The 12,951-nt window shown below is 70.1% G+C and carries 11 protein-coding genes and 1 pseudogene; 9 read left to right on the top strand and 3 right to left on the bottom strand.

The annotated features are described in order from the left end of the window. Positions 1–200 precede the first annotated feature (200 nt). Both A0130_09420 and A0130_09415 read right to left on the bottom strand, forming a co-directional pair. Positions 201–719, bottom strand: coding sequence for a hypothetical protein (locus tag A0130_09420; GenBank protein ANF33374.1), 519 nt, complete (start codon positions 717–719; stop codon positions 201–203). Further along, positions 716–1,273, bottom strand: coding sequence for a hypothetical protein (locus tag A0130_09415; GenBank protein ANF33373.1), 558 nt, complete (start codon positions 1,271–1,273; stop codon positions 716–718). The genes A0130_09420 and A0130_09415 overlap by 4 nt, the downstream gene beginning before the upstream one ends. A gap of 356 nt (positions 1,274–1,629) precedes the next feature. Between A0130_09415 and A0130_09410 the strand changes: the two genes are divergently transcribed. From A0130_09410 to A0130_09390, 5 genes and pseudogenes are all read left to right on the top strand, one after another. Then, positions 1,630–3,303: a potassium-transporting ATPase subunit A gene (locus A0130_09410; GenBank protein ID ANF31863.1), complete on the top strand. Its 1,674-nt coding sequence runs from the start codon at positions 1,630–1,632 to the stop codon at positions 3,301–3,303. A gap of 2 nt (positions 3,304–3,305) precedes the next feature. Next, positions 3,306–5,438: a potassium transporter KtrB gene (locus A0130_09405; GenBank protein ANF31862.1), complete on the top strand. Its 2,133-nt coding sequence runs from the start codon at positions 3,306–3,308 to the stop codon at positions 5,436–5,438. Between the two features lie 19 nt (positions 5,439–5,457). Next, a complete protein-coding gene (locus A0130_09400; protein ID ANF31861.1) occupies positions 5,458–6,081 on the top strand; it encodes a potassium transporter KtrA in 624 nt (207 codons plus the stop codon). A 164-nt stretch (positions 6,082–6,245) separates the two neighbouring features. Then, complete coding sequence (locus A0130_09395) at positions 6,246–8,522, top strand: hypothetical protein (protein ID ANF31860.1); 2,277 nt, start codon at positions 6,246–6,248, stop codon at positions 8,520–8,522. Between the two features lie 15 nt (positions 8,523–8,537). Then, positions 8,538–9,011, top strand: a pseudogene (locus A0130_09390) (potassium transporter KtrA). Positions 9,012–9,017: 6 nt separating this feature from the next. On the opposite strand, the gene A0130_09385 reads toward A0130_09390, so the two are convergent. Beyond that, entirely contained in the window at positions 9,018–10,274 is a 1,257-nt protein-coding gene (locus A0130_09385; protein ANF31859.1) for a hypothetical protein, read from the bottom strand. Between the two features lie 100 nt (positions 10,275–10,374). Between A0130_09385 and A0130_09380 the strand changes: the two genes are divergently transcribed. Genes A0130_09380 through A0130_09365 form a run of 4 tightly spaced genes read left to right on the top strand, consistent with a single transcriptional unit; the run spans position 10,375 to position 12,949 of the window. Continuing rightward, a complete protein-coding gene (locus tag A0130_09380; protein ANF31858.1) occupies positions 10,375–11,169 on the top strand; it encodes a thioesterase in 795 nt (264 codons plus the stop codon). Beyond that, positions 11,166–11,774, top strand: coding sequence for an MBL fold metallo-hydrolase (locus A0130_09375; GenBank protein ID ANF31857.1), 609 nt, complete (start codon positions 11,166–11,168; stop codon positions 11,772–11,774). Before A0130_09380 ends, A0130_09375 begins: the two co-directional genes overlap by 4 nt. Before the next feature lie 9 nt (positions 11,775–11,783). Continuing rightward, complete coding sequence (locus A0130_09370; protein ANF31856.1) at positions 11,784–12,386, top strand: deoxycytidine triphosphate deaminase; 603 nt, start codon at positions 11,784–11,786, stop codon at positions 12,384–12,386. 35 nt (positions 12,387–12,421) lie between these two features. After that, positions 12,422–12,949 (top strand): hypothetical protein, encoded by a 528-nt coding sequence (locus A0130_09365; protein ID ANF31855.1) that lies wholly within the window; start codon positions 12,422–12,424, stop codon positions 12,947–12,949. Positions 12,950–12,951: the final 2 nt, after the last annotated feature.

Here is a 12,951-nt window from a genome sequence, read left to right as displayed (position 1 = left end):
GCTTTGGGCGTGATCCACGGCGTGTCGCGGAGATCACACGAGTACCCCAATAGTGGGAAAAGCCCCGATCAATGGGGCTTACGAGACCGAGTGTGACTCTCTGATATCCAGAGTGGGAGAAGCTGAAGTTCTACCATTGAACTACACTCGCGCGGCCCGGAATCCCAGTGAATCACTGGGATGTGAGGCTGCGGCCCAGACTACCTGCTGATCCGTTCCCGGCCAAACCCGGGCGTGGCCGGAAGTGCCGAGTAGACGTCCGTCCATTCCGCCTCGTAGGCGACCGGGTCGACGAGTCCTCGGCGGCGGCGGGACTCGAGGTCGAGCAGGCGGCCGGCCGCCGCGCGGAGGAGCTCGACGTCGCCGATTTCGCTGATGTCCGAGCCGACGTGCTCGGTCGCGACGGTGACCACCCGGCAGCGGGCGCGCAGCACCCGGGTCAGGCGGCCGATCACGGCGAAGCCGGCGACATAGGCGGTCAGCACGATGGTCAGGCTGAGCACGGGGCCCGCGTCGCTCAGGAGGATCAAGCCCACGAGCGCGAGGAGGGCGCCGCCGACCGGCCAGGCGTGGCGCAGGCGGAGCAGCCTTCTCTCGCCCGGCGTGATGCCCGGCGGGTAGACCGTCAGTCGCACCCGCTGCCAGACGCCGGGACTGACGGGGGAGACGTCGAGGTCGCCCCACGGGGCGCGACCTTCGAGCAGGCGCCGCACGCTCATCGTCCGCACGCGGTCGGGGCCCACACCGCGGCAGCGGCCTCCGGGAGGGGATGGCGCCGCGGGTCGATCTCGCGCAGCACCACCGTGCCCGGACACGGCAGCGTGAGCAGGTCGCCCACGCGCAGGTCCGACACCAGCTCGGTCACCGGGTACGGCGGCGCGGCGGGGCCGGCGGCGTGGATGCGCGCGGGCGCGTCGGGCGCCGTCGAGACGCGGCCGATCATCCGCAGCTCCGATACGAACGCCGGGACCGCGCTCAGTCGGGCGTCGATCCAGGCGTCCAGGCTCCCGTCCGCCGAGCGGGTCACCTCGACCACGCGCGTGACGACAGCCGACGCCGTCTCGGTCGACGACGGCATGCCGCCGGTGCCCGGGACGACCGCCGCCGCGCTGTGCACGCAGGGCGTGCCGCACCAGCCGGCTAAGCGCGTGAGGGAGACGCCTGCGACGGTGACGTCGTCGACGGAGGTGGCCGTGAACTCCGGCCACACGTCGCGGGAAAGGGGATTCGACAGGGAGCCTCGGAGGCTCGGGATGATGTGCGTAAGTGTCACGAGCACTGGTCTACGCCGTCCAGAAGCCGCAGGATGCGGTCCTCACGGAAGCCTTACGCCGGGAAAGCGTTAGGGACTCGCCCGCCTCCGTATGGATTGCGTTAGGACCGCCCGAACGGCCCCGCGGAGCGACTTGTATCGGTCCCTGGAGCCGGCAGACAGCCGGCCCGGATGGAGACCTTCCGTGTTGGACCTGATCTGCGTCGTGGGGATCATCGCGCTCGGCGTGATCGTCGCCCTCGTCGGCCGAGGGGTGGAGAAGCTGTGATCTTCTTCAACCTGCTCGCCGCGGCGCTCGCCGTCGCCTCGATCGCGTACCTCGTGTACGCCCTGCTGAAGCCGGAGCGGTTCTAGCGATGACCTTCTGGCTTTTCGTGGCGATGCTCGCCACGCTCGTTCTCATGCTCGCGGTCGTCTACCGGCCGCTCGGCGACTACATGGCCGCCACCTTCACCAGCCGCCGCGACCTCCGGGTCGAGCGCGGCTTCTACCGGGTCATCGGCGTGGAGCCGGGACTCGGTCAGAGCTGGCCGGTCTACCTGCGCAGCGTGCTCGCGTTCTCGATCCTCGGCGTGCTGCTGGTCTACGCGCTGCAGCGGGCGCAGGCGATCCTGCCGTACTCGCTGGGCCTGCCCGCGGTACCGGAGGGGCTGTCGTTCAACACGGCGATCTCGTTCGTGACCAACACCAACTGGCAGTCGTACTCGCCCGAGGTCACCATGGGCTACACGGTCCAGGTTGCTGGACTGGCGGTGCAGAACTTCCTCTCGGCAGCCGTCGGCCTCGCGGTCGCGGTGGCGCTGGTCCGCGGGTTCGCGGCGCACCGCTCGGGAGCTATCGGCAACTTCTGGGTGGATCTGACGCGGGCGACCCTGCGCATCCTGCTGCCGCTCTCGGTGGTCTTCGCGATCATCCTGATCGTCGGCGGCGTCATCCAGAACGTCAACGGGTTCACCCACGTGAGCACGCTGACCGGCGGCACGGCGACGATCCCGGGCGGACCGGTGGCGTCGCAGGAGGCGATCAAGCTCCTCGGCAACAACGGCGGCGGCTTCTTCAACGTCAACTCGGCGCACCCGTTCGAGAACCCGACCGCGTGGACGAACCTCGTCGAGATCTTCCTGATGCTGCTCATCCCGTTCTCCCTGCCGCGCACGTTCGGACGGATGGTCGGCGACAACCGACAGGGCTACGCGGTCCTCGGTGCGATGGCGACGATCTTCGTCGTGTCGCTGGTCGCCCTCACGCTGTTCGAGCTGCAGGGCGCCGGGACGGCGACCCAGGCGGCAGGCGACGCGCTCGAGGGCAAGGAGCAGCGCTTCGGAATCCTCGGGTCCACCCTGTTCGGCACGACCAGCACGCTCACCTCGACGGGAGCGGTCGACTCCATGCACGACAGCTTCACGCCGCTGGGCGGGATGATGACGATGCTGAACATGATGACCGGCGAGGTCGCGCCCGGCGGCATCGGCGCGGGCCTCTACGGCATCCTGATCGTCGCGATCATCGCGGTGTTCCTGGCAGGCCTCATGGTGGGACGCACCCCCGAGTACCTGGGCAAGAAGATCGGTGCGCGCGAGATCAAGCTCGCGAGCCTCTACATCCTGATCACGCCCACCCTGGTACTGCTCGGGACCGGCCTCAGCTTCGCGATCCCGGCGATCCGGGACAACGTCGAGAAGGTCTCGATCTGGAACCCCGGTCAGCACGGCTTCTCGGAGGTGCTCTACGCGTTCACCTCAGCGGCGAACAACAACGGCTCGGCGTTCGCGGGACTCACCGCGAACACCCCGTGGCTGAACGCGGCGCTCGGCACCGCGATGTTCCTCGGCCGCTTCCTTCCGATCGTGATGGTGCTCGCGTTGGCCGGCTCCCTGGCGGCTCAGGACAAGGTGCCCGCGACGGCCGGGACCCTCCCGACCCACCGCCCCCTGTTCGTCACCCTCGTCGTCGGCGTCGTCATCGTCGTCGCCGCACTCACCTATTTCCCCGTTCTCGCGCTGGGTCCCCTGGCGGAAGGGCATTCCTGATCATGTCCACCATCACCGAACGCGCGCTCTCCGATCGCGCGCCGAAGGGCGCCTTCAACGGCCGCCAGCTCATCGCCGGCCTGCCGGGTGCGTTGCGCAAGCTCGACCCCCGGGACATGTGGCACAACCCGGTCATGTTCATCGTCGAGGTCGGCGCAGCACTGACCACGGTCCTGGCGATCGCGGGGCCGTTCCTCGGCCCGCAGACCTCCGGCGGCAGCACGACGACCATCGCCTTCACCTGGGCTATCGCCGTCTGGCTGTGGCTCACCGTGCTGTTCGCGACACTGGCCGAGTCCGTCGCCGAAGGACGCGGCAAGGCGCAGGCGGCCAGCCTGCGGAAGACGCGCACCACGACCGTCGCCAACCGGGTGACGGGATACGACGAGAAGCGCGATCCGTCGGCCACCGGATCCACCACCACGGAGGTTCCGTCGGCCGAGCTCCGGCTCGGGGACGTGGTCGTCGTCTCGGCGGGCGAGCTCATCCCCGGCGACGGCGACATCGTCTGGGGCATCGCCTCGGTGGACGAGTCGGCCATCACCGGCGAGTCGGCCCCGGTCGTCCGCGAGTCCGGCGGCGACCGCAGCGCCGTCACCGGCGGCACGCGCGTGCTCTCCGACCGCATCGTGGTGCGCATCACGAGCAAGCCGGGCGAGACGTTCGTCGACCGGATGATCGCTCTGGTCGAGGGCGCCGCCCGGCAGAAGACGCCGAACGAGATCGCGCTCAACATCCTCCTGGCCGCGCTGACGATCGTCTTCGTCGTCGTCGTGCTGGTGCTCGGCCCGACGGCCGGGTTCGCGAACGCCGCCCCCAGCGTCACGGTGCTCATCGCGCTGCTGGTGTGCCTCATCCCGACGACGATCGGCGCCCTCCTGTCGGCCATCGGCATCGCCGGCATGGACCGCCTGGTGCAGCACAACGTGCTCGCCATGTCGGGCCGTGCGGTGGAGGCCGCGGGCGATGTGACCACGCTGCTGCTGGATAAGACCGGCACCATCACCTACGGCAATCGGCAGGCGGCGGAGTTCACTCCGGTCGAGGGAGTCGACCCGGCGGAGCTGGTGGAGGCGGCCGCGCTCGCCTCCCTCAGCGACCCGACCCCCGAGGGATCCTCGGTGGTGGCGCTCGCCGCTCAGCTCGGCTTCGTCCACGAGGGTGAGCTCGCCGGCGAGGTGGTGCCGTTCACGGCGCAGACACGGATGAGCGGCGTCGACTTCGCCGACGGGTCGCAGGTCCGAAAGGGCGCCGCGTCCATGGTGGTCGCCTGGGCGGGGGAGAGCACGCGCATCCCGTCGTCGGTCCTCAGCGACCTCGACGAGAAGGTGCAGCACATCGCCGAGCAGGGCGGGACTCCGCTGGCCGTCGCGAGCCGGAGTGCGGGCGGCGAGGCGACGATCCTCGGCGTCATCTACCTGAAGGACATCGTCAAGGCCGGCCTCACCGAGCGCTTCGCCGACATGCGCCGGATGGGCATCCGAACCGTCATGATCACCGGCGACAACCCGGTCACCGCGAAGGCGATCGCGGCCGAGGCGGGGGTCGACGACTTCCTCGCCGAGGCGACGCCGGAGGACAAGCTCGCGCTGATCCGCAGGGAGCAGGAGGGCGGCAACCTCGTCGCGATGACCGGCGACGGCACCAACGACGCCCCCGCGCTCGCGCAGGCGGACGTCGGCGTGGCGATGAACACCGGCACCTCGGCGGCGAAGGAGGCCGGCAACATGGTCGACCTCGACTCCGACCCGACCAAGCTGATCGACATCGTCCGCATCGGCAAGCAGCTCCTCATCACCCGCGGGGCGCTGACCACGTTCTCGATCGCCAACGACGTCGCGAAGTACTTCGCGATCATCCCGGCGATGTTCGTGGGCGTGTTCCCGGGCCTCCAGGCGCTCAACATCATGCAGCTGCACTCGCCCTCGTCAGCCATCCTCTCGGCGGTGATCTTCAACGCGATCATCATCGTCATCCTCATCCCGCTCGCCCTGCGCGGCGTCCGCTACCGGGCCACCTCGGCCTCGGCCCTGCTGCGCAGCAACCTGCTGATCTACGGCCTGGGCGGCATCATCGCCCCCTTCATCGGCATCAAGCTGATCGACCTCCTGGTCAGCCTGATCCCCGGATTCTGAGACAAGGAACGCTACGCACATGAACGCCTCGACACGGGGAACGGGCCGCCAGTACTGGGTCGGCCTGCGCGCCCTGCTCATCCTCACCGTCGTGCTCGGGATCGGCTACCCGCTGGTCGTCACCGGGATCGGGCAGCTCGCCTTCCCGAACCAGTCGAACGGATCGGTCGTCGAATCCGGCGGAAAGGCGGTGGGATCGGCCCTGATCGGGCAGTCCTTCACCGACAAGAAGGGCAACCCGCTGCCGCAGTGGTTCCAGTCGCGCCCGTCCGCGGCCGGCGACGGCTACGACGGCGGCGCATCCAGCGGCAGCAACCTGGGCCCGAACAACCCGGACCTCCTCAAGGCGGTGAAGGAGCGCAAGGCGCTGATCGAGAAGACGGACGGCGTCGAGGCGGGCAGCATCCCCGCCGACGCGCTCACCGCATCCGGGTCCGGGCTCGACCCGCACATCTCGCCCGCCTACGCGCTTCTCCAGGTGGATGCGGTGGCGAAGGCCCGCGGGATCAGCGCCGAGTCGGTGCGCACTCTCGTGGAGAGCCACGTGCAGCAGCGCGACCTCGGGTACCTGGGCGAGCCGACGGTCAACGTGCTGCAGCTGAACCTGGCGCTATCGCGGATGGACCCGGACGGGGACCGGTAGGCGAGACGACCCGCGTTCGGGGGCGTGCTAAGGACGGCGGTTTTTCGTACGCTCAACCGACGATCCAGGACCCTCCTGCGACGGCACAGGGGGAGCCCGTGAGACTGTCATCTGCCCGCGTCGGACGACGGCGCGCGATCGCGGCGGTCATCGCGACAGCGCTAGTGGCGTCGGCCGCCGGCGCGGTCTTGACCGCACCGGCGGCCGAGGCCGCCTCGGCGGAGGCGCCGGAACTCGTCTCGTCCGCGCCGATGTGGGTGGATGCCGGCGGAATCAATGGGCGCCCGGTCATCGACTCGACGACGCACACCATGTTCGCCATGGACGCCCAGGTGAGCAACGGGACGTGGTGGGGGCCCGAGCTCACGGCGCTCGACGATCGCACCGGCGCCGTCCTGTGGAAGACCATCCCGGCCAACAAGGCGAACAACGCCTTCGGATACCTCGCCTTGGACGAGGCGACCAAGAGCCTGTTCTATGCCTGCGACGGAAGCCTCGAGGTCTTCGACGCCGAGACCGGAGCGCGGCGGGGCCTGCTCAGGTTCCCGGGCGCCATGCCCCAGCCGGGCGGACTCGCTGTCGACACGCTCACCCACCAGGTGGTGGCCGCGGTGGATTCACAACTGCTCGTCATCGCCCCCGACCTGAGCAGTGTGGTGGGGCAGGTGACTCTGCCGCAGCGGCTCTCGTCGCTGACCGTCGACAGTGCCTCGCGTGCGGCCTTCGCCATCGTCAACTGGGGGACGGGCATCGTCAGGCTCGACCTCACGACCCTGGCCGTCGCGACGACGGCGGTGAGCTCTTCGGTCGACAAGCTGGCCGTCGACCCTGGCTCGCAACAGCTGTACGTTCGCGTATCGTCGTTCGCCGGACACGCTCTCGTCTCGTTCTCGCAGTCCACGCTTGCCGCGACTCCGACGTCCCTGACGGACATCTCCGACTTCATCGTCGATCCGGTGCGCGGGTTCCTCCACGTGTTCGGCGGGACGGGCGGAGGCCTCCGCGAACTCGACACCGCGACGAACACTGTCGCTCGCACCGTCTCGCTCGTAGCGCCCGGATACTTCTGGCCGTCCGCTATCGACCTGGGCAGCGGCAACCTGTACGACACCTCGGGGCAGTACTCCGAAGGGTTCGTCGACGTGATCGCCCTGCCCTCCTCGATCACCACCCCGGCGCCCCCGGACGGCACGACCTGGGTCGACTACTCGTTCGCTCCCGGCCTCTCGCCCGCTGGGGTGTTCTGGACCGTCCGCGGCACCCTCCCGCCCGGACTCGCCCTGGACCGGGCCACCGGGGTCATCTCCGGACGGCCGACCACCGCCGGCACGTTCCAGTACACGCTGACCGGACGGGCCGCGGACGGCCGCGGGTCCGAGGCGACGTACACGACGACCATCGCCCTGAACCGTGTCGTCGACCAGGTCTTCGGCCCGGACCGCTACCAGACCTCCGTCTCGGTGGCCCAGCAGGCCTTCCCCGCCGGGGCGCCGATCGTGTTCGTGGCCAACGGCAACAACTTCCCGGACGCGCTGGCGGCGGCGCCCGCCGCGACGGCGCTCGGCGGCCCGGTTCTGCTGACGGCGCCGGGCGCGCTCCCGCCGTCCGTGGCGGATGAGATCGTGGCGCTGCATCCGTCGAAGGTCGTGGTGGTCGGCGGCACCGGCGTGGTGTCGCCGGGGGTGCAGGCGCAGCTCGCCGCCCTCGTGCCCGACACGGTGCGCTGGTCCGGAGCCGATCGCTTCGCCACCAGCCGAGTGATCGCCGAGAACGCGTTCGGCTACATGCCCCAGGTCTTCGTGGCGACCGGCACCAACTTCCCCGACGCGCTGGCCGCCGGAGCCGCGGCGGGAGCGATCGGCGCGCCGATCCTGCTCGTGAACGGCGCGGCCGGCGACCTGGATGCCGACACGGCGGACTTCCTCCGGAGGCACATCGTGAGCGGCGCTCTGGTCGTCGGGGGCCCGAACGCCGTCTCCGAGGGTGTCGAGGTGGGCGTCTACATCAACGTGTCGGGAAATGTCCTCCGTCTGGCCGGGGGAGACCGCTACTCCACGGCCACACAGCTCAATGAGCTCCTGTGGAACACCGACGGCACGAACACCAGCCAGCCCGCCTCCCCGCTGGCGTTCCTGGTGACCGGGCGCAACTTCCCCGACGCGCTCGCCGCGGGCCCGTGGGCGGGCGGGGTGGACGCGCCATTGTTCCTCGTTCCCGGCTCGTGCGTCCCGAACCAGGTCATCAGCGACCTCAACGGGCTCGGCGTCTCCCTCGTGGTCCTGGTCGGCGGCCCCACGGTGCTGACCGAGCCGGTCTCGCGTCTCACCCCGTGCGACCCGACCGCCGCCTCCGCCGTCGTCGGCGCGAAGAAGGCGGCCGCCGTCCCCCGACTCGACGTCGGTACGCGGGGGCCGAGCCGGCACGGCAGCGTGGGCGGTTAGGGGGTCGGATCCCTCGTCAGCTCGGACGGGAAGACAGTCGGATCGGCCCTGATCGGGCAGTCCTTCACCGACAAGAAGGGGAACCCGCTGCCGCAGTGGTTCCAGTCGCGGCCGTCCGCGGCCGGCGCCGGCTACGACGGCGGCGCGTCCAGCGGCAGCAACCTGGGCCCGAACAACCCGGACCTCCTCAAGGCGGTGAAGGAGCGCACGGCGCTGATCGAGAAGACGAATGGCGTCAGCGGCAGCAGCATCCCCGCCGACGCGCTGACCGCCTCCGGCTCCGGGCTCGACCCGCACATCTCGCCCGCCTACGCGCTGCTCCAGGTGGATGCGGTGGCGAAGGCCCGCGGGATCAGCCCGGACGAGGTGCGGCAGCTGGTGGACCGGCACGTCCAGCAGCGCGACCTCGGCTACCTCGGCGAGCCGACCGTCAACGTCCTGCAGCTGAACATCGATCTCGCACGGATGGACCCCGCGGGCAACAAGTAGGCCTCGTCAGCGGGGAGCGACCGCCAGCTTCGAGTGCACCTTCAGGATGGAGGGGTGCTTCTCGCCGGGCTGGGGGAGGGCGGCGAGCGCGAACTCCTCCACCGCTCCCGGTCGGAAGACCAGGCACTCGGTCGATCCGCCGAACTGGAAGCAGCCCAGCTCGTCCCCCTTCTCCACGTGGTGGCCGGGAACGATCTCGTCCGCGATCAGGCACGACGACACCTCCACCATCCCGACGGGGACCACGGCCATCAGCCCGATCGCCGGGTTGTCGGCCTCGATGAGGATGATCGCGCGGGCGGCGACATGTGCGGGATAGCCCTGCGAGACGGTCGCCTCCACCGCGTCGGCGCCCTCCGAGTCGGCTTCGGAGAAGTAGGTCCCCGGCTGGACGTACGCGCGCACGACCGTCCCCGCGACCGGACTGTGCCAGCGGTGGTAGTTCAGCGCGCTCAGGAAGCCCTGATACACGGTCCCGCCGGCGAACCGGTCGACGGCCTCGTCGTCGGCGAGCATGTCCTGCAGCGAATAGGGCTGGCTCTTGATCCAGAACTCGCTGTGGCGGGCGACGTCCCGGCTGATCCGGTAGGGCGTCGACTCGCAGGCGCTGACGATCACGGCGTCGTCGTCCGGGTCCGCGACGGGACGCGCGCCGTCGCGCAGCCGCCGGGTGAAGAAGTCGTTCCAGGATGTGAAACCCCAGTGCGGGGCGTCCGGGTCGTGCTGGAACTGGTCGATGCCGACGGCCTCGCGTGCCGCCGGCGACATCCAGCCCTTCGGTGATGCGTTCAGCACGGAGAGCGACGCCGGGCTGTCGAGGAACGCGGCCCACGCGTCCAGCACCTTCTTCAGGATCGCGTTCACCCGCGGGTCCCGGTAGGCGGCCATCCCGGAGGGGGTGCCCATCGTCCAGTCGAGGATGCCGGTCAGCGGCGTGGTCACCATGCCGCCCTCGCTGAACTCCGGCGCGGTCGTCAGCACGTCGTCGATGAGGCGGAGCAACTGCCGGACGCTCGTGACGTGCCTCTCGGAGTAGTTCCGGTTCTTCGGCACCTCCTCGATCATCCGCGTCAGGTACATCCGGACGATGCCATCCCGATCGATGAGGTCGGCGAACTCCTGCATCACCGGGTGCCGCAGCGGAGCGTCATCGTCGTCGCCGATCCGTTCGATGCGGCCGTCGAGCCAGCTCTCCAGATCGTCCTGCTCGGGGGGCAGCCAGCCGCCGCGCCGCTTCGGATCATCGCTCGTCGCAGTCGCCATGGCGCACACGCTACGCCGGACTGCGCTCCGCCATTCTGAAGATCGGTTCACGGTCGATCCCGCCTCCTGGACCGCGCGGCCAGCAAGTAGGGTGAGGCTGATGTCCTCCTACTTCGAGCGGATCGACGACCACCGGTACCGTCCGACGGCCGACGCCGGCGGCGCGTGGAAGGAGTCGGAGATCCACTTCAGCCCGCTCGGCGGCCTGATCGTGCACGCGATCGACCGCTACCGCTCCGCCCGGGACGAGCCCACCGATCTGGTGCTCTCGCGGATCAGCTTCGACATCCTCGGCTTCCTCGACGCGGACGTCTGCGACGTGCACGTCGAGACCATCCGGCCCGGACGGACGATCGAGCTGATCGAGGCGACGGTGACCATCCGCGGCCGGCGGACGGTGCTCGCCCGCGCCTGGTACGCGATGACCGGCGACACCAGCGCGGTCGCCGGCGGAGCGGAGGGCGCCCCGACGCCGCCCGGCCCCGAGCACCGTCGGACGATGACCGACACCTGGCCCGGCGGTTACGTCGCCTCGCTCGAGATGCGGGCCGAGGAGGCGCCCCGTCCCGGACGCGCGACCGCGTGGCTGCGGACCGACCGGGAGCTGGTGGCCGGCGAGCTGGCGAGCCCCGACGCCGCCTACATCGCCCTGGTGGACACGGCCAACGGCGTGGCGGTCCGCCGCCCGCCGCAGGAGTGGATGTTCCCCAACCTCGACCTCACCATCCACCTGTTCCGACGCCCCGCCGGCCCGTGGGTCGGACTCGACACGACGGTCGTGTTCGGGCCCGCTGGGCAGGGGCTAACCAGCACGTCGCTCCTCGACGAGAACGGAGCCGTCGGCCGTGCGGAGCAGACCCTGACCGTGCGCCCGCTGCACGAGAGGACGCCATGACCATCACCATCACACCCGTCCACATCGGCGGCCTGGCCGGCGTCGACCTGCCCGTCTACATCCACGTCGTCGACCATCCCGGTGGCCGCATCCTCGTCGACACCGGGCTGACCGAGCTGCACCCGATGGTGGAGGACATGGATCCGCGGCTCACGCCGGTGAGCGACTGGGGACTCGATCCCGCGAGCGTCGACGCCGTGGTCAACACGCACCTCCACTTCGACCACTGCGGCGGCAACCACCTCTTCGCCGGCACGCCGATCCACGTGCAGCGGCAGGAGCTCGAGGACGGCCGGCATGCGGAGGACTACACGATCCGCGAGTGGGTCGACCCGGAGGGCGTCGAGCTGCAGTACGTTCCGGCGGACGGCGAAGTCACCCTCGCTCCCGGCATCCGGCTGGTCCCCGCGCCCGGGCATACCCGCGGCTCGCAGATCGTAGTGGTCGACACCGACGAGGGCGTCGTGGTCGTGGCCGGCGACTCGGCCGTCTCGGGCGCCGAGCTCGACGACCCGCACACGGAGGGGCAGCGGCTCATCCGCGCGCTCGAACCCGCCGCGGTGTGGATGTCGCACGCCGCCGAGCCGTGGCGGCCCACCCACTAGGCTGGCCTCGTGCTTCTCTCCGATCGCGACATCAAGGCCGAGCTGGGCTCGGGGCGCATCGCCCTGGAGCCGTTCGAGCCCGAGATGGTCCAGCCGTCGAGTGTCGACGTGCGCCTCGACCGCTTCTTCCGGCTGTTCGACAACCACAAGTACCCGTTCATCGACCCGGCTGAAGACCAGCCCGAGCTGACGCGGTTCGTCGAGGTGGATGCCGACCAGCCGTTCATCCTGCACCCCGGCGAGTTCGTGCTCGGGTCGACGTTCGAGCTCGTGAGCCTGCCCGACGACGTCGCCGCGCGGCTCGAGGGCAAGAGCTCGCTCGGCCGGCTGGGACTGCTCACCCACTCCACCGCCGGCTTCATCGACCCGGGCTTCTCGGGCCACGTCACGCTGGAGTTGAGCAACGTCGCGACGCTCCCGATCAAGCTCTGGCCGGGCATGAAGATCGGGCAGATGTGCTTCTTCCGCCTGTCCTCCGCGGCCGAGAAGCCGTACGGCTCGGCCGAGTACTCGTCGCGCTACCAGGGCCAGCGCGGCCCGACGGCCTCGCGTTCGTACCTCAACTTCCACCGCACCGACGTCTCCACCACCGAGGCGGGACGCTCGTCCTGACCACATCCTGACCGCCTGAGCAGAGAGCAGGGACCATGAGCGAGACCACCGACGCGGCGTTCGCACGGGCCCTGATCAGCTCGGGCCCGATGGAGCACAACCCGCAGCGGATGCAGCTGTTCGGCCGGCTCGTCGGCAGCTGGAGCGCCGACGTGCGGCTGTTCGACGAGTCCACTCAGACGTGGAACGAGTCGGTCAACCACTGGATCTTCGCGTACACGCTCGGCGGCCGCGCAGTGCAGGACGTCCTCGTCATCCGCGACGACGCCGACCCCGAGGGCGTGAAGGGGCGCGGCACGACGATCCGTGTCTACGACGCCGCCCTCGGCGCCTGGCGCGTCAGCTGGTTCGGCGCGGCCACCGGCGACTTCTGCACCCTCGTCGCGACACCGCACCGCCGCGACGGGATCCGGCAGGACGGCACCCAGACCGACGGCCGGCCCATCCGCTGGAACTTCTCCAACATCACCGAGGACTCGTTCGAGTGGGACGGCTGGGTCTCCGACGACGAGGGCCGCACCTGGTGGCTCGAGCAGCACATCGACGCCACCCGCACCGGATGAGG

Source organism: Leifsonia xyli, assembly GCA_001647635.1.
Lineage (GTDB): Bacteria > Actinomycetota > Actinomycetes > Actinomycetales > Microbacteriaceae > Leifsonia > Leifsonia xyli_A.
Note: the sequence above shows the minus strand (reverse complement) of the source record. Positions and strands in the feature narration are given on the sequence as shown.

Coding starts and splice junctions, on each gene's coding strand:
- A0130_09375 (ANF31857.1), top strand. CDS start 11,166: ATGACCATCACCATCACACCCGTCCACATCGGCGGCCTGGCCGGCGTC.
- A0130_09365 (ANF31855.1), top strand. CDS start 12,422: ATGAGCGAGACCACCGACGCGGCGTTCGCACGGGCCCTGATCAGCTCG.
- A0130_09405 (ANF31862.1), top strand. CDS start 3,306: ATGTCCACCATCACCGAACGCGCGCTCTCCGATCGCGCGCCGAAGGGC.
- A0130_09400 (ANF31861.1), top strand. CDS start 5,458: ATGAACGCCTCGACACGGGGAACGGGCCGCCAGTACTGGGTCGGCCTG.
- A0130_09420 (ANF33374.1), bottom strand. CDS start 719: ATGAGCGTGCGGCGCCTGCTCGAAGGTCGCGCCCCGTGGGGCGACCTC.
- A0130_09380 (ANF31858.1), top strand. CDS start 10,375: ATGTCCTCCTACTTCGAGCGGATCGACGACCACCGGTACCGTCCGACG.
- A0130_09410 (ANF31863.1), top strand. CDS start 1,630: ATGACCTTCTGGCTTTTCGTGGCGATGCTCGCCACGCTCGTTCTCATG.
- A0130_09385 (ANF31859.1), bottom strand. CDS start 10,274: ATGGCGACTGCGACGAGCGATGATCCGAAGCGGCGCGGCGGCTGGCTG.